Annotated in this window: 13 protein-coding genes and 3 tRNA genes; 10 read left to right on the top strand and 6 right to left on the bottom strand. The window is 32.3% G+C overall.

Features of this window, described 5'->3' with window-relative positions; translation table 11 throughout:
• Positions 1-68: 68 nt before the first annotated feature.
• The gene (locus tag ACFX5F_RS03795; protein ID WP_379850052.1) at positions 69-308 is read left to right on the top strand and encodes a DUF1660 family phage protein; all 240 of its coding nucleotides are present in this window, start codon (positions 69-71) and stop codon (positions 306-308) included.
• A gap of 172 nt (positions 309-480) precedes the next feature.
• Here ACFX5F_RS03795 and ACFX5F_RS03790 read toward each other — a convergent pair whose 3' ends face one another.
• Positions 481-1,545 (bottom strand): hypothetical protein, encoded by a 1,065-nt coding sequence (locus ACFX5F_RS03790; RefSeq protein WP_379850050.1) that lies wholly within the window; start codon positions 1,543-1,545, stop codon positions 481-483.
• 421 nt (positions 1,546-1,966) lie between these two features.
• Between ACFX5F_RS03790 and ACFX5F_RS03785 the strand changes: the two genes are divergently transcribed.
• From ACFX5F_RS03785 to ACFX5F_RS03755, 7 genes are all read left to right on the top strand, one after another.
• Positions 1,967-3,733: a PAS domain-containing sensor histidine kinase gene (locus ACFX5F_RS03785; protein ID WP_379850048.1), complete on the top strand. Its 1,767-nt coding sequence runs from the start codon at positions 1,967-1,969 to the stop codon at positions 3,731-3,733.
• Positions 3,734-3,816: 83 nt separating this feature from the next.
• A complete protein-coding gene (locus ACFX5F_RS03780; RefSeq protein WP_379850403.1) occupies positions 3,817-4,134 on the top strand; it encodes a response regulator in 318 nt (105 codons plus the stop codon).
• Between the two features lie 55 nt (positions 4,135-4,189).
• The gene (locus ACFX5F_RS03775) at positions 4,190-5,086 is read left to right on the top strand and encodes an ABC transporter ATP-binding protein (RefSeq protein ID WP_379850046.1); all 897 of its coding nucleotides are present in this window, start codon (positions 4,190-4,192) and stop codon (positions 5,084-5,086) included.
• Positions 5,087-5,144: 58 nt separating this feature from the next.
• A complete protein-coding gene (locus ACFX5F_RS03770) occupies positions 5,145-5,981 on the top strand; it encodes an ABC transporter permease (RefSeq protein WP_379850044.1) in 837 nt (278 codons plus the stop codon).
• 15 nt (positions 5,982-5,996) lie between these two features.
• On the top strand, positions 5,997-8,336 hold the full coding sequence (locus ACFX5F_RS03765; protein ID WP_379850042.1) for a T9SS type B sorting domain-containing protein: 2,340 nt from the start codon (positions 5,997-5,999) through the stop codon (positions 8,334-8,336).
• Between the two features lie 24 nt (positions 8,337-8,360).
• Positions 8,361-13,457, top strand: a complete 5,097-nt coding sequence (locus tag ACFX5F_RS03760) for a T9SS type B sorting domain-containing protein (protein ID WP_379850040.1) — start codon at positions 8,361-8,363, stop codon at positions 13,455-13,457.
• Between the two features lie 82 nt (positions 13,458-13,539).
• Positions 13,540-16,326 carry a T9SS type B sorting domain-containing protein gene (locus ACFX5F_RS03755; RefSeq protein WP_379850038.1) on the top strand — a complete coding sequence of 929 codons (2,787 nt, stop codon included), beginning with the start codon at positions 13,540-13,542 and terminating at the stop codon, positions 16,324-16,326.
• A gap of 147 nt (positions 16,327-16,473) precedes the next feature.
• On the opposite strand, the gene typA is transcribed toward ACFX5F_RS03755, so the two are convergent.
• Complete coding sequence (gene typA, locus ACFX5F_RS03750) at positions 16,474-18,270, bottom strand: translational GTPase TypA (RefSeq protein WP_103999815.1); 1,797 nt, start codon at positions 18,268-18,270, stop codon at positions 16,474-16,476.
• A 168-nt stretch (positions 18,271-18,438) separates the two neighbouring features.
• Between typA and ACFX5F_RS03745 the strand changes: the two genes are divergently transcribed.
• Positions 18,439-20,154 (top strand): PAS domain-containing sensor histidine kinase, encoded by a 1,716-nt coding sequence (locus ACFX5F_RS03745; protein WP_379850036.1) that lies wholly within the window; start codon positions 18,439-18,441, stop codon positions 20,152-20,154.
• Complete coding sequence (locus tag ACFX5F_RS03740) at positions 20,154-20,561, top strand: response regulator (protein WP_379850034.1); 408 nt, start codon at positions 20,154-20,156, stop codon at positions 20,559-20,561. Before ACFX5F_RS03745 ends, ACFX5F_RS03740 begins: the two co-directional genes overlap by 1 nt.
• 136 nt (positions 20,562-20,697) lie before the next feature.
• On the opposite strand, the gene rpsT is transcribed toward ACFX5F_RS03740, so the two are convergent.
• The 4 genes from rpsT to ACFX5F_RS03720 form a co-directional block, all read right to left on the bottom strand.
• On the bottom strand, positions 20,698-20,949 hold the full coding sequence (rpsT, locus tag ACFX5F_RS03735; protein ID WP_073207384.1) for a 30S ribosomal protein S20: 252 nt from the start codon (positions 20,947-20,949) through the stop codon (positions 20,698-20,700).
• A 33-nt stretch (positions 20,950-20,982) separates the two neighbouring features.
• Positions 20,983-21,054 (bottom strand) — tRNA-Glu (locus tag ACFX5F_RS03730).
• Positions 21,055-21,095: 41 nt separating this feature from the next.
• Positions 21,096-21,167: transfer RNA gene (locus tag ACFX5F_RS03725), tRNA-Glu, on the bottom strand.
• A gap of 47 nt (positions 21,168-21,214) precedes the next feature.
• Positions 21,215-21,286: transfer RNA gene (locus tag ACFX5F_RS03720), tRNA-Glu, on the bottom strand.
• Positions 21,287-21,353 lie beyond the last annotated feature (67 nt).

Here is a 21,353-nt window from a genome sequence, read left to right as displayed (position 1 = left end):
TTTTAATCGATTTTATTCGTCGTTTAAGCAGTTATTAGTTACATTTAGCTCCCCCAAATCCTACTATTATGATTACTACTGAATTCAAAAAAAAAATTCTCACGAAAGAAATTTTGTGTTTATTGCTTGGACATAAATTTATAATAACTAGAATTGTAACAGACCACTTTAAAGAATATAAATGTACGGTTTGTCATATCGAATTAACTAATGATGAAAATGGCCATAAAACATTTCTCACACCAGAATTAAAGGAAATAAATGAAACCCTGATAGGTTTTCATAATAAAAAGCTTCATTTGGTTTAATTTTCAAATAGAGATTTTACAAATTAATTTCTGCGTACTCCTAAACCTACCTAAACTCTACAAAAATGCTAATCCTATTATTAATCCAATCTATTATCATTTTTAAACAAAAAATGAAAGAAAAAAAGAGGGTTAACACCAATTAGCTCTAACATTATTTTGAACTATTTTGTTAAAATCCGGTATTAAATAAATTGGTGTTCTTAAAGTTTCTGGTTATAAATTCAAATGCCGCACTCATGACATTTCCCATCGACTTTGCTTTTTTAAAATTCAAGTCATTCGTATAATTATACAGTTCCAATTTCAGCTGATTCAAATGTTCATCGGTCGAAATAACATCTGACCCCATGATTTGCAATAATCTTTTGATACGATTTTCGGCAGAATGTATTCTTTTGGCTAAAACAGCCCGCTCTTCATCTTTATACTGCTCAATCGAACTATGCTGCAATTTATCTTTAACTAATTTTACCATTGGATAATTCTCTTTAAAAAACTGCGGACGATAGACCTTAAAATTTCCTTCAAAGCATTGTTGATCAAAATCAATAGCACGAATTCTATACACTACCTGATCAAAATCGTGAATTGGAATAATGACATAATTATAAGAACGCATATCCCCTAATAAACGTATCATACAGCGTTCATTAAACTTAACAAATTCTTTGGCGATTTGTGATTTTTCTGTTTCAGTACAGTCAGCGAGAAGTGTTTTTATAAACACATCGCCCGCAATTCCCATAATATGTTCTTCGATCAAAGTATCTTTATAAACTAAAAAATTTATCTTATCCGGTGACAAAATATGCTCCAACTCCAAGCCGTAAACGCGGGACGCATCTGCCCGCTTAATATAAAAATGCGTGTAATTATCATTTAAAATATTTCTAACTTTTATTCGAAAAGGTTTCGAATTTCCAAAAGTGCAATAGTCGATTGAATCCACATTCAAAAACTTAATAATCCCTAAATTACCATCCGAATGCAACAATGAATAGATTTTCATTAAAGTCAAATCAATTTCATTTCTTTCGAATTCGGTGTAATATACCCTAACCCATAAAGTATCTTGATCGTGTTTATCATACACATTTATGGAACCTGAAAAGCGCAACAAATCATCATAGAAAATGGGTACTTTAGAGATACGGTCAAATCGTTCCAAATAATCCAGTAAGGAATTATTTATAGGATAAGACGGTTTTTTTAAAAGCATTAATGGATCACTCATTTTTTAATAATAATTAAATACAAAATTACAACAATATAAAGCTCAGTTAGGATAAAATCAGTAACTTATTGAAGCCTGTATAGGTTAGAACGTTAACATGATAATATTATTCGGCTTTTTTTTATAAATAGCTATATAGCGAAAAACCAACCCCAAAATAAAAAAACTCAATTATAAAAATAATCTTTCAAAATACAGTTCAATTACAAAATCATAATCAATTAATTTAAAGCATATTAAGAATTACATCTCTACATATTAATCTAAAATAGCATCTTTATCGTGGTAAAAAAATCAAAACATACAAAATTATTATATATTTGATTGTCCCCAAGACATTTAAACCTACAAACTTACTATGACGAATAAGCTTGAGCTTTACTGCAAAGCTGCCCAATCTGCAAAGATTGGTATATGGAAAATGAATATTATAACTAACGAGGTCTTTTGGGATGCCGTAACTAAACATATTCTAGAAGTTCCTGAAGACTTTGACCCTATTAATGGTAGTGGTGTTAACTTTTACACGGAAGGCGAAAATAGAGACAAAATCAAAATGCTTATTAATCAAGCAATTAGTGATGGAATTTCATTTGAGGACAAATTTCAAATTACAACGGGCAAAAACAATATCAAATATATTGAATGTATCTGTCAAGTTGAAATAATTGATGGAATTCCGACCCAACTATTAGGAACATTCCAGGATATTACCAAAGAACAGAATCTAATTCAGGAACTTCAATTGAGTGTTGAAAAATTTTCTTCTATTTTTTCAAGCGCTAATGATGCTATTTTTATAATAGACACTTCAAATGGAATTATTACAGATTATAATCCCCGAGCAGAAGAGCTTACCGGATACAATAGCACTGAATTAAAAGGTTTGCATAATTCTGAATTATTCCCATTAGAAAATAGAAAACAGGTCGCATTTTTCCTCAATTACAACTTAATAAAAGATGATTATGTTGTAAATGAGACTTCTATAATAAATAAGTTCGAAAAATTAATCCCTGTTGAAATAGCTTTTGGTAAAAAGTTTAAAATGAATAAAATAACTTATTTAGTTTGTTTTTTCAGAGATATCAGTGAGCGGAAAAATGTAGAAGAGAAATTGAATATGCTATCTCTTGCAGCTTCAGAAACTACAGATACAATTGTAATTGCAAATCCTAATGGTGATGCTATTTGGGCAAATAATGCTTATTTAGACCTGACAGGGCTATGTTTAGAAGAAGTAATTGGCAAGAAACCAGGTTATCTATCCAAAGGTCCAGAAACGGATGTGCAATCAACAGCCAAAATGAGAAAAGCAATTCAGGATAAAGAAAGCATCAAAATTACAATTCTGAATTATAACAAGAAAAAAGAAAAATATTGGTTCGAGCTGAATATTACAACACTATTTGATTCACAAAATAACTTCATCAATTTTGTGGGTGTAGGTCGAGATGTTACTTCCAGAATTGAAAAAGAAATTGAACTACAGCGACTACTAGACGTTACCAGTCAGCAGAATAATAAATTATATAATTTTGCCCATATCGTTTCTCATAATATTCGATCTCATACCAGTAATTTAACAATGGTTGTTGATTTAATCGAAAACACCGAGACTACAACTGAAAAACTTTCCTATTTTGATTTATTTAAGGAAGGAACAGAAAAACTATCAGAAACAATTGAATATTTGAATGAAATAATTACTATTCAACAAAAAACAAGCATCGAAAAAACGAAGATTCTTTTAAAAGATGAAATCGAAAAAACTAAAATGGCTTTAAGTTTAGTTATTAAACAAAGTCAAATTACAATAACCCATACCATCCCAGAAGATTTAATCGTGTATGCTGTTCCAGCATATCTGGATAGTATTTTACTTAATCTCTTTACTAATGCAATAAAATATAAATCTCCTAACCGCAAGGCTTTTTTGGAGATTGGTTACGAAGTGAATGAAAACTATACCGTTATTAGCTTCAAAGACAATGGTCTGGGATTAAATTTAGAGAAAAACGGTCATAAAATTTTCGGAATGTACAAAACTTTTCATGGCAATGAAGATGCAAAAGGAATTGGATTGTATATAACCAAAAATCAACTGGAAGCCATGGATGGTAAAATTGAAATCGAAAGTAAATTAGATCTTGGTTCTACATTTAAAATTTATTTGAATGAAAAATAAAATAACCTATATCATTGATGATGATCAATTATCCGTAAAATTGGTCAGTATGCTTACTACTAAAAAATGAGTTTTGCGAAACAATCAATCCGTTTTTTAGTCCGCAAATAGCATTAGAGGAATTAAAAAAGAATTGTACAGAGAACAAAAACCTACCCGATGCAATTTTACTTGATCTCAATATGACTGTTACGGATGGTTGGCAATTTCTAGATGAGTTTAATTATTTATCTATAAAAAAAGAAATTCCCATATTTATTATTACTTCATCAATTGACCCCGTTGATATTGAAATGTCAAAAAAAAATAAAAGGGTAAAAAGTTATATCATGAAACCGATTAATGCTGAAAAATTACAAGCAGCATCCTTACTGATTGGTAAAAAACAATTTCCCGATTAGCAGTAACAAATTTCTATTTTGTTCGTCATATAAAAATATATCAAAAACGAACATTTTGGAAATTATTCTCTCTATTAAAAATCTTAACAAACGTTACGGCAGTTTACAAGCCTTAAATAACGTTTCATTCGAAATACACAAAGGCAATGTTTACGGTATACTTGGTCCAAACGGAAGTGGAAAATCGACAACCTTAGGAATTATATTAAATGTAGTCAACAAAACGTCTGGAGAATACAGTTGGTTTGGCGGCACCATGCAAACTCATGAAGCACTTAAAAAAGTGGGGGCAATTATAGAAAGACCCAATTTCTATCCTTACATGACCGCAAAAGAAAACCTAGAATTAGTCTGCAAAATTAAAAGCATAAATTACGCTAAAGTAACCGAAAAGCTCGAATTAGTAGGTCTAGTAGATAGGCAAGATAGTAAATTCAGCACTTTTTCTCTTGGAATGAAACAACGATTAGCGATTGCTTCTGCCCTTCTAAACGATCCCGAAATTTTAATTCTTGACGAACCTACAAATGGTTTAGATCCGCAAGGTATTCATCAAATCCGTGATATTATCAAGCACATCGCTGCTCAAGGAACTACCATTTTATTGGCTTCTCATTTATTAGACGAAGTCGAAAAAGTATGTACGCATGCATTAGTTTTAAGAAAAGGAGAAGTTTTATATTCCGGATTGGTTGATGGAATGTCAGCAAACGAAGGATTTTTTGAGCTTCAAGCTGATGACATTGAAAATCTAATGTCTGTTTTAAAAGCTCATCCTGCAGTAAAAAATAGTGTAAATGAAGAGGGAAAAGTATTGGTTTATTTAAAAGATAAATTGGAGGCAAAGGAACTGAATCAATTTCTCTTTGAAAAAAATATTATTCTGAGTCATTTAGTAAAACGCAAAAACAGCTTAGAAGAACAATTTTTAGCATTGACTAAAAACAAATAAACCCATTCTTTAAAAAATCTGAATTTATAAATCTGATCTACAAAATATCTCTAATAAAATGAAAAGACTTCTCTCAATAGAACTTCAAAAAATATGGAAAAATAAAGCGAGCCGTGTTTTGACTTTAACTTATTTTATTCTCTTAACTTTTATTGCATTAATTGCTTCAATAAAGTTTGATTTAGGAGTTTTTAAACTTCATCTTGCCGAAATGGGAATTTTTAATTTTCCTTTTATATGGCATTTCAACACTTATATTGCTGCAATCTTAAAATTATTTTTAGCTATTGTCATAGTTTCCATGATGGCGAACGAATACAGCTACGGCACGTTGAAACAAAATTTAATTGACGGAATGAGTAAAAAAGAGTTTATTCAATCTAAATTTTTGACCATTCTATTATTTGCATTTGCATCGACGGTTTTTATTTTTGTACTGTCCCTGATTTTAGGGTATGGATTTTCTTCATACACAGAAATTGGTATTGTTTTTTCTGATTTAGAATATCTACTGGCCTATTTCATAAAATTAATTGGGTTTTTCTCTTTCTGTTTATTTTTAGGAATATTAGTAAAACGATCCGCGTTTGCGCTTGGATTTCTTTTAGTCTGGAGTATCATTGAGGGTATTTTAAAAGGAATCTTGACTTTTAAAATTTTTCCTGAAAGTAAAATAGCCAGTTATATTACACAATTTTTTCCATTGGAATCAATGTCTAATTTAATTGTGGAACCATTCTCTAGACTATCTGTCGTAAAATCTATTGGAACACAAATAGGTATAGAAAACACGAAGGATTATGCCGTACACTTTTGGTCTATCGTAATTGTTTTGTCTTGGGCCTTGATTTTCAATTTCTTATCTTATCGATTATTAAAAAACAGAGATTTGTAGTATCTTTATGGAGCTATGAAATCTATAAATAAAAAAATAGTATATCTTTTCATCTGTTGCTACGGTTCTATTGCAACTGCACAATCTATATCAGTAGACGATACTTATTCCGCACAGCAGCTTGTTGAAAATGTTTTAGTAAATAATAGCACTTGTGCAGCGATTTCTAATCCAATTGCAACGGGAGACAATTCTACTCCAGGCAAAAGGAGTTACGCCTATTTTAATAATCAGGGAGGCACTTTTCCTTTTACTGAAGGCGTACTTTTAAGCACTTGGAGTAGTACCAATTCAAAAGCTCCTTATGTTGCAAATGTTCCTGCAGGTGACAACAATGCATGGTTAGGAGATTCAGATTTAGATACAGTTTTAGGCAAATCAACACTAAATGCAACGGTTTTAGAATTCGATTTCACACCTTTAACCAATTTTTTAAGTTTTGATTATATATTTGCCTCCAATGAATACCAAAGTTTTTTCCCTTGTACCTATTCAGATGCTTTTGCTTTTTTAATAAAAGAGTCCGGAAGCACTGGTCCTTATCAAAACCTGGCTGTTATTCCAAATACCATCACTCCCGTTTCATCTACAAATGTGCATCCCCTAATTCCTGCTGTGATTCCCGCTCCTGCTTTTGGAATAAATGGTTGTCCTGCAATAAACGATGCGTTTTTTGGAGCATTTAATACCTCTTCAAGTCCAGTAAACTATGCAGGACAAACTGTTGTACTGACTGCTGAAACGACTGTAATTCCTAATAAAACGTACCACATAAAACTAGTAATTGCAGATAATGGATCTACAACATTTAACTCTGCTGTTTTTATAAAAGCAGGAAGTTTTACTTCCAAAATAGATTTAGGTTCCAATCGACTATTTCCAAATAATCCCATTTGTTATGGAGAAAACTTTATCATTGATACTAAACTATCGGCAGCATATTCTTATAAATGGTATAAAAATGGCTCCTCTATTCCAATCTCAGGAGAAATAAGTCCTTCACTTAAAGTTACTGACACTGGCACTTATAAGGTTGAAGTTGAATTAGGTAGTCCGAATTGTATTGCTACTGGTGAAATAAAAATTGAATTTACGCCTCAAATTGTATTAAAAAATACCTCTTTAATTCAATGTGATGAAAATGGGGATGGAATTGCAATTTTTGATTTAAATAAAGCTGAAGCAATCATAAAGAACAATAATAGCAATTTAAGTCAAATGTTTTTTTTCGAAAATAGTATTGATGCTCAAAAAAATCAAAATCCAATTCCAAGCCCAAATAGCTATACGAACAAGTCCAAAAATCAAATTATAATTGCAAAAGTTTTGGATACCTATGGATGCCCCAAATATGCTGAATTGACATTATCTATTTCGAACAAAACCATTACACCACTAGCGCCAATAATAGTTTGCGATGATGATGGATCCAGTGATGGAATACATCAATTTGATCTAATGGGTATTGCTACTTCAGGTTATTTTTCTGGTATAGGAAATAATATTTTTGTTTCCTTTTATTTAAACTCTACAGATGCTTATCTTGAAAAAAACGAATTGTCTTTTTTTTTCAAAAATACGATTCCTTATCAGCAAACTCTTTTTGCAAGAGTGCTAAATGGATCTGATTGCTATGCGATTACTCCAATTACTCTTGTTGTGAACACATTTAATCCTCCTAACTTTGAAAATGAAAATATCCCTTTATGTGAAGGAAGTGCACTTAATTTATCTGTAAGCAATAATTTCTCAAGTTATTTGTGGAATACTCTTGCAACTACTAATTCCATTTTAGTCAGTACACCAGGAAACTATTCGGTAAAAGTTACCAATACAAATGGATGTACCGCTACAAAAAAATTTAATGTTTCAGCATCTGGAATCGCAACAATTACAGATGCAATAGTGACTGATTTTGCAGCAAATGAAAATTCAGTTTTGGTCGAATATTCTGGAGTTGGTAATTATGAATTTTCACTAGACGGCTCTTTTTTTCAAGATAGTCCCTTATTTACCGGCTTAGCTGCTGGAGAATATCTAGTTTATGCCAATGATAAAAACGGTTGCGGTCGATCAATACCATTTAAAATATATGTATTGGATTATCCCCGTTATTTCACTCCAAACGGAGATGGATATAATGATTTTTGGGAGATTAAAAATCTGGGGCTTTTACCAAAATCTACAGTAACTATTTTTGATAGATATGGTAAATTATTGAAGCAGTTTAATTCAACTAGTTCTGGTTGGAACGGAACATTGAACGGCTATTCACTACCTGCTGATGATTATTGGTTTAACATAATTTTTGAGGAAAATAAAACCATAAAAGGTCATTTTTCGCTAAAAAGATAATAGTTATTTTCCTATTTTTAGCCCATGAAAAAAACTTTACTTATTTTCTTTATTTTTTTATCAATAAGCTGCTTTGCCCAATTTAGTAAAACGCATTATATACCGCCATTAACATCAGGTACTTCAACTGGAGTCTCTCCGCAAGATCATTATTTATACATTTCTACCCCTAGCGTACTAGATGTCAAAGTGAAAGTAATTGAAATTGGAGGAAGTGTATTTACCCGTTCAATAAATAAAAATAATCCTTGGATTTACTCAATTGGATCGGGCAACGACACGCAAATATTCACACCAAATACAACTATAGGAAAATTAAGCAACAAAGGTTATATCGTAGAAGCCGAGGATCTAATTTATACCAGCTTACGAACAAATGCTGGAGGATATAATCAAGCTGGGGGATTAGTTTCGAAAGGAAATAGTGCCTTGGGGAAAGAGTTTAGAATTGGAGCGATGCTAAACAAATATAACACTAGTGGCTTAATGAATTTCGCGTCAATTTTAGCTGTTGAAAATAATACTAATATAACGATATCCAATATTCCTACTAGTACAGTTTTAACCAACGGAAAAATTATTACAGGCCCATTATCATTTACCTTGAATAAAAATGAAAGTTATGTTTTAGCTATTGAAAATAACGGTTCAAACTTTAACAGTACTAACATTATCGGTAGTTTAATAAATTCTGATAAAGATATCGTTGTAAACGCTGGTTCATTTGGTGGTTCTAATTATGAAGGACCAAATACTACCTTTTCAACAGGAAGAGATGTTGGTTTTGATCAAATAGTTTCTTTTGAGAAAACGGGAAAAGAGTATATTTTTATAAAAGGATTAGGAAGTAATGTTTTAGAACGTGTCTTGTTAATTGCACACAAAGACAATACTAAAATTTACGTTAATGGAAATACTGCGCCAATTATTAAAAATGCAGGCGAATATTTAGTACTAGACGGAAGTAATTACAGTAATAATAATCTATACGTTACTAGTTCCGAAAATATTTTTGCTTACCAAAGCATTGGCGGTACGGATTCGCCTGCCAACCAAAATCTATTTTTTGTGCCACCTATAAATTGTTCTACACCTACTATAGTTGACAATATTCCTTTTATAGATTCAATAGGAAGTATTTCTTTCGGTGGAAGCATAAATGTTGTGACTGAAGTTGGCGCCACTGTTTTAATGAATGATGTCCCAATCCCCTCCAGTCCAATAACTATAAATGCAAACCCCGGTTTTGTATATTATTCTGTCAATGGATTGTCTGGAAATGTAAGTGTAAAATCCACAAAACAGGTTTATGTTTCTTATTTAGGCACAAATGGTACTGCAACTTATGGAGGTTATTATTCTGGTTTCGATCTAAAACCAGAAATTATTTCCGATAAACTTGCAGTATCCACTACCGCCTGCATTCCAAATATTATTTTAAAAATTAATGAGTTAACCTCTTATGATACTTTTCAATGGTTTTTTAACGAGGTAGCTATCCCTGGAGCGACTACTAATAAATATACTCCTACCCAATCTGGATATTACCAAGTTAGGGGAAGCATTTTGAACTGTGGTTCTACTGTTTTTTCGGACAAAATACCAGTAAGTAAATGTCCCGATGATTCTGACAATGATGGAACAAATAATAACATTGACATTGATTTAGATAACGACGGAATAATTAACCAATCTGAAGCATTTAGTTCCTTAATTAATCAGTTTAATCCAGTTTTAGGCACAGGATATAGTGGTTTAATAAACGGATCCGGCAGTATTATAGGTAAACCATTATATGGATTTGTATCTGAAGTACCAGCCGGTAAAACCAGAACATTAAGTTATACCTTAAACTTAAATCAGTCTGAATCGTTAAATTTTAGTTATATCAGTCAAGACAATGCCAGTCAAGCAACTCTTGTTTCTGATTATATGAATAGTGATGGAGATTTTATAGTACGCGTACCAACTGACAAAACCATTACAGTTACCGATCCTAATGGCCAATTATTGATCGACACCAATTATGATGGAATTTATGAAAGTGGTGTAAAGGAATTTTCATCTTTCGAAATCCGTTTCAGACTCAATAGCACAACTCCATTGGTTCCAGGCACTGGTTCATTCAAATTTCAAACTTTTTTAACAAATTCACTTACTTTTTCTCATAGCAATCTATCTGACGCAAATAACAACAAAGCAACATTTGCGATTGAACATATCCAAACATTTGATTCAGATTCTGATGGCATTCCAGATTTATTAGACATTGACAGCGATAATGATGGAATTCCTGACACTATTGAAGCACAAGGAAAAAGCTTCAAAGTTTTTTCAGGAATAGATTCCAATAAAAATGGACTAGACAATGTTTTTGAACCAGGTATAACAAAAATTAATACAGATAATGATATTTATAATACTTATTCTGTACATGATGTACTCGACCTAGACAGTGATAATGATGGTATTTATGACTTGGTCGAATCAGGAAGTAATGCAATTGATGCCAATAAAGATGGAGTTATAGATGGGTTAGCCGCTTCTTTTGGTACCAATGGCTTGTTTGACGCACTTGAAACGAGTCCAGATAGCGGTAAATTAAATTACATCGTTACTGATACTGACTCCGATGGAAATTTTAACTACATAGATTTGGACAGCGACAATGATCTTTGCAATGACGTCACAGAAGCTGGATTTACAGACCCTAATTTTGATGGATTATTGGGAAACAATCCAATTACAATCAATACAAATGGTATCGTAAAAAGCGGAACAGGTTATACAATTCCAAATGTAAATTATATAACTGCTGCACCAATAAGCATTACAACTCAACCAAATGTTGCTCCTACTTGTGAATTACAAAATGCCACAATTACACTAACGGATAATAACGGGAACTCTTATCAATGGCAAATTTTTAAAGGCGGAAGTTGGACTGATATTGTTGATGACGCAACTTATGCTGGAGCAACAACGAATACCTTGTCGATAACAAGTGTAGAAAGTGGCATGAATAGAACTAAATATAGGGTTCAATTAAACAAGACGGGAAACACTTGCGGCTTACTTTCGTCCGAAACTATTTTAACTGTATATGTCTTACCAATAGTTAACAATGTCACAATAATACAATGTGATGATGATTTAAATGCCAAAACATATTTCAATCTAACGGTGAAAAACGAGTTGATTTCAAGCAATTTTGCCAATGAAAATTTTACTTATTATACTTCTTTGGCGGGAGCCAATGCTACAAATCTTGTAAATAATGTAGAATTAATAACAACACCACTTGCTTTTGAAAACATAAATCCTCAGTTACCAGCTCCCCAAGGATTAATGTCTATTTGGGCAAGAGTTACCAATAAAATTACAGGTTGCTATAGCGTTGCCAAATTAACATTAAAAGTTGTTGCTACTAACATACCTGTTAGTTATAATATAGCGCTACCACCTGTTTGCGATGATTTCTTGGATATTGATGGGAATAACAATGCCAACAACAATAAAAGAGACGGAATTGCTACTTTTGATTTAAGCACAACTAAAGCAACAATAGAAGCAAAATTACCTCCATTACCCTCTACTGATTTTTATACCATCAAGTATTATAGAAACCAAGCTGATGCTTTGGCTGAAACCAAAGTCATTACTGATATAGCAAACTATAGAAATATTGGTTATCCAAATATTCAAAATATTTGGGTTCGTGTAGATAGCAATATCGATAATGCTTGTTATGGTTTAGGTCCGTTTGTAACATTGACAGTTGAAGCATTGCCATTTGCAAATCCTGTGATTATCCCGCGACAATGTGACGACAATCAGGATGGCAAATTCCTTTTTGACACATCAACTTTAGAAACTAAATTACTCCAAGGTCAGACAGCAACAGCTGTGTCAGTGAAATATTTTGACTCTTCAGATAACCCCTTAAAAGATTCAAATGGAGTTTTGATTACAGGTTCTTTTCCAGCAAGTTTCACAACCTCTTCCCAAACTATAAAAGCCGTTGTAACCAATAACACAGCGCAGAAATGTTTTGATGAAACACTTATTACATTCATTGTTGATTATAAACCGGAAGCATTTGCAATTCCGGCAATCGATTTAACAGAATGTGATGATGAAAAAGATCCGACAGATCAGAATGGTTTGATTGATTTTAATACCTCAACACTAGAATCAGCTATTTTGAGAGGACAAATAGGAATGGTGGTGACTTATACTTTACAAAACGGAACTGTACTTTCAACTTTAGCACCAACTTTTACAACAGGTACTCAAAATGTCTTGGTAACTGTAACGAATCCATTAAATCCATCTTGTCCTGCAACGACTATTTTAAAATTTGTTGTCAATTCGTTACCTAATATTAATAGTAATGCAAATGGTGATGATGATGAATTAGTTTGCTCCAACCTACCCACTTTCTATGTACAACTCCATGCGGGAGTACGAAACGGAACTCCTCCTAGCAATTATACGTATCAGTGGAAAAAAGATGGAATTAATATCGCTGGACAAACACAGCAAATTTTAAATGTTAATACTGAAGGTAATTATACTGTAGAGGTAAGCACCGTTTCGGGATGTAGCAGAGACCGCAACATAAAAGTTACCGCTTCGGATATTGCTCATTTAGACACCATAAAAATCATAGATTTAGTTGATATAAATTCAATTACTGTAAATGTTACCGGACAAGGACAATACGAATATAGTTTAGACGAACCAGACGGGCCTTTCCAATTATCTAATTTATTTAATAATGTTCCTGCTGGAATTCATGAGGTTTTCATTAATGACAAAAATGGTTGTGGAATAGTCAGTCAAACTATTGCTGTACTTGGACTTCCCAAGTATTTTACTCCCAATGGTGATGGCTATAATGACTATTGGAGTGTAAAAGGTGTGAACTCCAATTTCAATACCAATTCAATTATATTTATATATGACCGTTATGGCAAATTAATAACTAAAATAAACACCAATAGTGAAGGCTGGGACGGAAATTTTAATGGAAGTCCTTTACCTTCAGATGATTATTGGTATACTGTAAAATTAGAGGAAGGAAGAGAAGCTAAAGGCCATTTTAGCTTGAAGAGATAACAAGATTAAAAAGTAATCATCGTTTCTGTAAAAATTTTTTTTTCAGATACATATTAATTACCTTTATTTGTTTAATGTTAATATGAAAAATTGTACATTATTTATCTTTATTCTTTTATTATCTACAGCACCTACTTTTTCCCAAAAGGAAGCTGCAAATTGGTATTTTGGAGTAAGGGCCGGTTTATATTTTAATTCCGGAAGTCCCATTACTTTAACGGACGGTCAACTAAATACTGCCGAAGGATGTACAACAATTTCTGATAAAAATGGCAATCTACTTTTTTATACGGACGGTTCTATTGTGTATGACAAATCACATCAAATTATGCCGAATGGGTATGGCTTATTAGGGCATAACTCAAGTACGCAATCAGCGATTATTGTCCCAAAACCGAATAATCCCAATTTGTATTATATTTTTACTGTAGATCAACCACTTCCCGCAAATGTAGATGATGACCCCTTAAATAATGAAGACCCGCCTAATAATGGATTAAACTATTCCCTAGTTGATTTAAGACTAAATAATGGTTTAGGAGACGTTTCTACAAGGGAAAAAAACATACCTCTTATAACCTACGATGCAAATAATGCTGAAGATGTAAAATTCAAATGTTCAGAAAAAATTACGGCAGTACAGCATGGCGACGGCGTTTCTTTTTGGGTAATCACCCATTTTAAAAGCACCTTTTTTTCCTTCAAAATAAGTAATCAGGGTGTTGATAAAAAACCTATCCAATCAAATACACCACTAAATGTACCTACAGGCGGTTACCTTTCAAACGCAATTGGATATTTAAAAACATCGCCTAATGGAAAAAAAATTGCTATCGCAAATAGCGCTTTAAAGCCCAATGATGATTTAGGCCCAAAAAATAATGTAATTAGAAATACAGGCAATTTATGGCTATTCGATTTTGATGCTTTAACTGGAAAAGTAAGTAATGGGTTTTCAATTCTTAATGGGTCAAATCCTTATGGATTAGAATTTTCAGCAAGATCTAAAAAGTTATACGTGACTACAAATCTATTTAGCAATGATGATGTCTCTCTAGGAAGTTTGTTAATTCAGTATGATCTAAAAAGCTCTAATATTATTGGATCAAAAACCACAATAAACTCTTCGACAAATGTTGCTGGTGCCTTACAATTAGCTCTCGATGAAAAGATATATCGCTCCGGATATCCTTTTGGAGCTGATAGCAGCAATAAATTATCCGTAATAAACAATCCTGAATTAGATGGATCCAGTTGTAATTTTCTACAGAACCATGTAGATTTAGGTACAGGAAAAACTAAATTAGGCTTGCCTCCCTTTATCACCTCTTTGTTTTTATATGCGTTTAATTATGAATTCAATTGTTTAGGACAGGCTACACATTTTCACATCAATTCTGTCGAAAAAATAGATGCTGTTCTTTGGGATTTTGGCGACGGTTCATCTTCCAAAGACCGAGATGCATATCACACATATGCAAAAACTGGCGATTATAAAGTAAGTTTAATAAAAACTGTAAATGGGGAGGATAGAGAACCCCTGGAAAAAATAATTACCATATATGATGTTCCCAAAATACTTGCAACGACTTATAAATTAATTCAATGCGATACACAAGATAGCTTATCTACAGATGGCCTAGCAATGTTTAATTTAGCTCTCGCCAATGAACCTATTAGCTTAGGCCAAAAAGAGTACGAGGTCTATTATTACCATAGTAAAAGTGATGCAGGTAATGACATTACAAATTCCTCATCAATACCCCTAAAGTACCGAAACAGTATTCCCAACGAGATTTTATTTGCAAAAGTAACTCAACCCAACTCATCTTGCTACAGTATTGGATCAGTAGTGTTAAATGCCAATAAAAGTGTTCTTTTATTACCTGAAGCAATGCATGAATGTGATCTTGGTAATGGAAAAGGTTTGTTTAATTTAAAACAAAAAAAAAATCTAATAAAAACCGACTTGAATTTACCTCCCGATGTACGTTTGTTTTTTTATGCCAAAGAAGCCGATGCATCATTGGGCATTAATGAACTCGCAGAACAATATTCTTCAATTTCAAAAACAATATACATTAGAGCTGAAAATGATGAAGGCTGTTATGGAATGGGACATTTTGAAATTATTGCAGAACCAACACCAAAAGTAAATAATTTAGAAAATAGAATTCTATGTGAGGGAGCTACAAATCCTTTTTTACAATTAGATGCCGGACTTCTAGCACCATCAACCGAAAGTGACTTTACTTATCTGTGGTCAACTGGCCAAACTAGCCCCACGATATTGGTCAATAAAGAAGGAGAATATAGCGTAGTATTAAAAAACAAATCCGGTTGCATCACAACGCGAAAATGCATAGTAACACTATCATATTTAGCAAAAATAAATAATATTATAATCAAAGACCTACAGCCTGTCAACCAAGTGATAATTGAAGTAGCTAATTCAGAAGATTACAGATATAAGATACATTTTCAAAACGGAACCGAAACTTCTTTTCAAAGTTCACCAATTTTTGAAAACGTACCAGGTGGTTTTCATGAATTAGTTGTAGAAAACAAAAATGGATGTGGTCAAAGATCGAAAAGTTTTTCAGTATTGGATGCCCCTAAATTTTTCACGCCAAACGGTGACGGTTACAACGATTATTGGAACTTAAAAGGAATAAGTTCAATTATTTATAAGAATGCGGTTATATCTATTTTTGACCGATACGGAAAATTACTGAGACAATTATCCCCTTCAAGTCAAGGTTGGGACGGAATCTATAATAAAGCAACTATGCCTTCCGATGATTATTGGTTCACCATAAAATTAGAAGACGGCCGAGAAGCGAAAGGACATTTTAGTTTAAAAAGATAATCAGATTCAAAGTAAAAAACACCTATACCTTCTATACTTTCACTCTTTTTTTAGCATAAAAATAAAAATTTACAAAAACAAAATAGTAAAAAATAAAGCCATAAAAAAAGCCATTCTTTCGAATGGCTTTTCTTTTATAAAATAAAATTAGATTTTAAATCTTTTTCTATCAGTTTCAGTCAAATAGATTTTTCTCAAACGAATAGATTTTGGTGTAACCTCTACATATTCATCTTTTTGAATGTACTCTAAAGCTTCTTCTAATGAGAAAATAATCGGCGGGATAATTCTCGCTTTTTCATCATTTCCAGAAGAACGAACGTTAGATTGTTTTTTCTCTTTAGTTACGTTTACACACATATCATCTGCACGAGAGTTTTCTCCAATTACCTGACCTTCGTAAATTTCGGCATTTGGTTCAACAAAAAATTTACCACGATCTTGCAATTTATCGATAGAATAAGGAATAGCTTTTCCTTTCTCCATAGAAATCAATGAACCTTTGTTACGTCCCGCAATTTCTCCTTTGTAAGGCTCATATCCAATAAAACGGTGTGCCATAATAGCCTCACCAGCTGTTGCAGTAAGTAATTGATTACGCAATCCAATAATTCCACGAGATGGAATATTAAATTTTACAATCATACGTTCCCCTTTAGTTTCCATAGAAAGCATTTCTCCTTTACGCATTGTAACGAATTCAACTGCTCTACCTGAAAGATTTTCTGGCAAATCGATTGTCAATTCCTCAATTGGCTCACATTTTTTACCATCAATTTCTTTAATAATAACTTGTGGTTGACCAATTTGTAACTCATACCCTTCTCTTCTCATTGTTTCAATAAGAACAGATAAGTGAAGTACTCCACGTCCAAAAACCATGAACTTATCAGCTGAATCAGTTTCACCCAATTTCATTGCTAAGTTTTTCTCTAATTCTTTTGTCAAACGATCTCTAATATGACGAGAAGTTACAAATTTACCCTCTTTACCAAAGAAAGGAGAGTCATTAATTGTAAACAACATACTCATAGTAGGCTCATCAATGTCAATTGTTTTCAATGCCTCTGGGTTTTCAAAATCAGCGATAGTATCTCCAATTTCAAATCCTTCAACACCAATAATTGCACAAATATCTCCAGCAATTACTTCTTGTACTTTTTTACGACCAAGTCCTTCAAAAGTGTGCAATTCCTTGATACGTGACTTAAAAATAGTACCGTCTCTTTTTACTAATGAGATTGGCATACCTTCTTTCAATACACCTCTTTCAAGACGACCAATAGCAATACGGCCTGTAAAAGCTGAAAAGTCTAATGAGGTAATCAACATTTGTGGTGTTCCTTCAGAAACTTTTGGAGCTGGTACATTAGCAATAACCATATCTAACAATGCTTCAACATTATCAGTTACGTTTTCCCAGTGGTCAGACATCCAGTTATTTTTAGCTGAACCGTAAACAGTTGGAAAATCTAATTGCCATTCTTCTGCTCCTAATTCGAACATTAAGTCAAAAACTTTCTCATGAACTTCTTCAGGAGTACAGTTTTCTTTATCTACTTTATTAATAACGACGCAAGGTTTCAAACCTAAGTCTAATGCTTTTTGTAATACAAAACGAGTTTGAGGCATTGGGCCTTCAAATGCATCCACAAGTAAACAAACTCCATCAGCCATATTCAATACACGCTCTACTTCACCACCAAAATCGGCGTGACCAGGAGTATCGATAATGTTAATTTTTGTTCCTTTGTATACTACAGAAACATTTTTTGAAGTAATAGTTATACCTCTTTCACGCTCTAAGTCGTTGTTATCAAGGATTAAGTCACCTGTGTTTTCGTTGTCACGAAATAACTGACAGTGATACATAATTTTATCAACCAAAGTTGTTTTACCGTGATCGACGTGGGCAATAATTGCAATGTTTCTAATAGATTCCATCTGTGATTTTTAATGGGTGCAAAGGTACACTTTATTTTGATATAAAAAATATTTATGCAATAGTTTACATATTGTTAACGTATTACATTAAAAACAAAGGGGCAAAAAGAGACAAAATAAGTTGAAATGTTGTTTAGTATTTTAACATTATTTATTTATATTTGAGTAATGAAAAACAAAACCAATCAAATAACCATAACCTATATCCTGATCTCTTTATTTGTGGCCATCATTTGCCATAAATTCTTCCAAAATTCAACCTACAACACTAACTATCAAAACTATAATTTCGTAAAAGATTTACTATTCATAACTTTTACAGGAATAGCCTACAAATTAATTTTATCAAAAAACGACAATCGGAACTCCGAAATTTTTGAAAAACTTAAAAATACAAACGATGAAATTAAAGAGTCAAATGAAAAATATGACATTGTAGCAAAAGCAACAAGTGACACTATATGGGACTGGAAAATACAAGAAGACAGTTTGACTTGGAACAAAGGAATTGAAGTGATTTTTGGATATTCCCAAGAGGAAGTTGGCACCAGCTCCACATGGTGGTTTGAAAAAATCCATCCAGAAGATAGCATTAAAATGTCTATTAAACTATATTCATTTATAGAACAAAAAACGGAGAATTGGCAAGATCAATATCGTTTTAAATGCGCTGATGGTACTTATAAATACGTTTTAGACAGGGGTTTCCTTTTAAAAGATGAAGAAGGAAAAGCAATAAGAATGATTGGTGCAATCCAAGATATCACAAAACAAAAAGAAGAAGAACAAAGACTTAAACTATTAGAAACCGTCATTACACAGTCCAAAGACTCCATAATTATTACGGAACCAGATTTTAAAAACGCTGAAATTCCCAAAATAATATATGTTAATCCGGCCTTTTCCATCATGTCTGGATATCATACGGATGAAATTATTGGAAAAACACCAAATATTTTCAAAGGTCCAAATTCTGACAAACAAGAATATAAAAAATTAATTGATGCCCTAAAAAAGAAACAAGAATGCCTAATTGAAACAATCAGTTATAAAAAAGATAAAGAAGAATATTGGGTACGCTTCTCTATGATTCCAATCTACAATACAGAAAACGAACTTTCACATTGGATATCAATACAGCGAGATGTTTCGGAGGAAAAGAAACAGGAAAAAGAAAAAGAACAGCTTATCAGAGAATTAACTCAAAATAATAAAGACTTAAAACAGTTTTCTTATATTACATCACACAATCTCAGAGCACCGTTATCTAATCTAACTGGGCTTTTAAACTTAATCGAGGACATACCAATAGAAAATCAAGAATTAAAGGAAATTATAAATGGTTTTAGTAAATCAACTCATTTATTAAACGACACCGTTAACGACTTAGTAAAAGTAATTATCATCAAAGACAGTCCTTCTATTCAAAAAGAAGATGTACTGCTAAAAGAAATTTTTGAAAATGTTTTCAACCAATTAAGTTTTCAAATAGAATTATACAAACCGATAATCAAACTTAATTTCGAAAAAGTTTCTGTTTTAAACATAAACAAAGCGTATATAGAAAGCATTATGCTGAACCTATTGACAAATGCCATAAAATACAAATCCGAAAACAGAAGGTTAAAAATAACAATTAATGCTAGTGAAGTTGATGATATCGTTTACCTAACATTCCAAGATAATGGAATTGGAATTGATTTAGAAAGAAATCGAGACAAAGTTTTTGGACTCTATCAAAGATTTCACAATTATCCTGACAGTAAAGGATTAGGATTATATTTAGTTAAATCTCAAGTTGAAACCATGGGAGGAACTATTAGCATTGAGAGCGAAGTAAACAAAGGAACTACATTCACATTAACATTTAAAAATAAACAATAATGTTAGACCAAATTTTATGCGTTGATGACGACCCTATAACACTTATGTTATGCAAAAAAGTAATCATTAAAGCTTCTTTTTCAAATGAAATTATCACTGCACAAAATGGAGAAGAAGCCCTCCATTACTTTAATACTTTAAAATATACTAATACAGAAGATCAATTAAAAAAACATCCACAATTAATTTTTTTGGATTTAAATATGCCAGTTATGGGAGGCTGGGAATTTCTGGATCATTTTAGTAAAGAAGCATTTTCTGAATTCAAGAATATAAAGATTATCGTCCTTTCCTCAACAATAGACCCTGAGGACTTAGAGAAGTCAAAAACCTACCCTATGGTTATTGATTTCTTGTCAAAACCTATTACCTTAACCATGCTTGAATACTTAAAAAATAAAATCTAAAGCGTACACTTATTGATTCTTTTTATCCTAAAATACCAGCTACACATAGCTAATTAAAGAATTAGAAAAAATGCCATATAAAAAAAGCTCCAAATAAAATTGGGAGCTTTTTTTATATGTAGATAAATTATATTAATTACAATTTAGCAACGTGTTTCGTTAATTTAGATTTTAAATTAGAAGCTTTGTTATCATGAATGATATTTTTCTTAGCTAATTTATCAATCATAGATATTACATTTGACAATTTAGAAGTAGCATCTACTTTATCAGTAGCTATTCTTAATGCTTTAATCGCATTACGAGTAGTTTTGTGTTGGTATCTGTTTAATACTCTTCTCTTTTCGTTACTTCTAATTCTTTTTAGAGCTGATTTATGATTTGCCATTTTATTGCTTTTTTATCTTTTACTATTTTTTTGTAGTCCGTAAGGGAATCGAACCCCTGTTACCAAGACGAAATCTTGGCGTCCTAACCCCTAGACGAACGGACCTTATCCTCCTAAGTTATTTTCAATCTACTACAATTGAATTGTAGCCCGTAGCGGAATCGAACCGCTCTTACATGGATGAAAACCATGCGTCCTAACCGATAGACGAACGGGCCATTTTTCCTTCTAAGTTCAGGAAAACTTTAACATGCAAAAAAAATAGTAGCCCGTAGCGGAATCGAACCGCTCTTACATGGATGAAAACCATGCGTCCTAACCGATAGACGAACGGGCCCTGCTTCTCTAATGCGGATGCAAAAATACAACTATTTTTGAAACGTACAATAGTAGATGCAAAAAAA

The sequence above is a fragment of the Flavobacterium zhoui genome (assembly GCF_042787235.1).
GTDB lineage: Bacteria > Bacteroidota > Bacteroidia > Flavobacteriales > Flavobacteriaceae > Flavobacterium > Flavobacterium zhoui.
This window is presented reverse-complemented; position numbering and strand designations above follow the sequence as displayed.

Bases quoted from the DNA above. Each gene is read 5' to 3' on its own strand.
- ACFX5F_RS03790 (WP_379850050.1), bottom strand. From the start codon at position 1,545: ATGAGTGATCCATTAATGCTTTTAAAAAAACCGTCTTATCCTATAAAT.
- ACFX5F_RS03795 (WP_379850052.1), top strand. From the start codon at position 69: ATGATTACTACTGAATTCAAAAAAAAAATTCTCACGAAAGAAATTTTG.
- ACFX5F_RS03765 (WP_379850042.1), top strand. From the start codon at position 5,997: ATGAAATCTATAAATAAAAAAATAGTATATCTTTTCATCTGTTGCTAC.
- ACFX5F_RS03760 (WP_379850040.1), top strand. From the start codon at position 8,361: ATGAAAAAAACTTTACTTATTTTCTTTATTTTTTTATCAATAAGCTGC.
- ACFX5F_RS03755 (WP_379850038.1), top strand. From the start codon at position 13,540: ATGAAAAATTGTACATTATTTATCTTTATTCTTTTATTATCTACAGCA.
- ACFX5F_RS03745 (WP_379850036.1), top strand. From the start codon at position 18,439: ATGAAAAACAAAACCAATCAAATAACCATAACCTATATCCTGATCTCT.
- ACFX5F_RS03770 (WP_379850044.1), top strand. From the start codon at position 5,145: ATGAAAAGACTTCTCTCAATAGAACTTCAAAAAATATGGAAAAATAAA.
- ACFX5F_RS03740 (WP_379850034.1), top strand. From the start codon at position 20,154: ATGTTAGACCAAATTTTATGCGTTGATGACGACCCTATAACACTTATG.
- ACFX5F_RS03785 (WP_379850048.1), top strand. From the start codon at position 1,967: ATGAATATTATAACTAACGAGGTCTTTTGGGATGCCGTAACTAAACAT.
- typA (WP_103999815.1), bottom strand. From the start codon at position 18,270: ATGGAATCTATTAGAAACATTGCAATTATTGCCCACGTCGATCACGGT.
- rpsT (WP_073207384.1), bottom strand. From the start codon at position 20,949: ATGGCAAATCATAAATCAGCTCTAAAAAGAATTAGAAGTAACGAAAAG.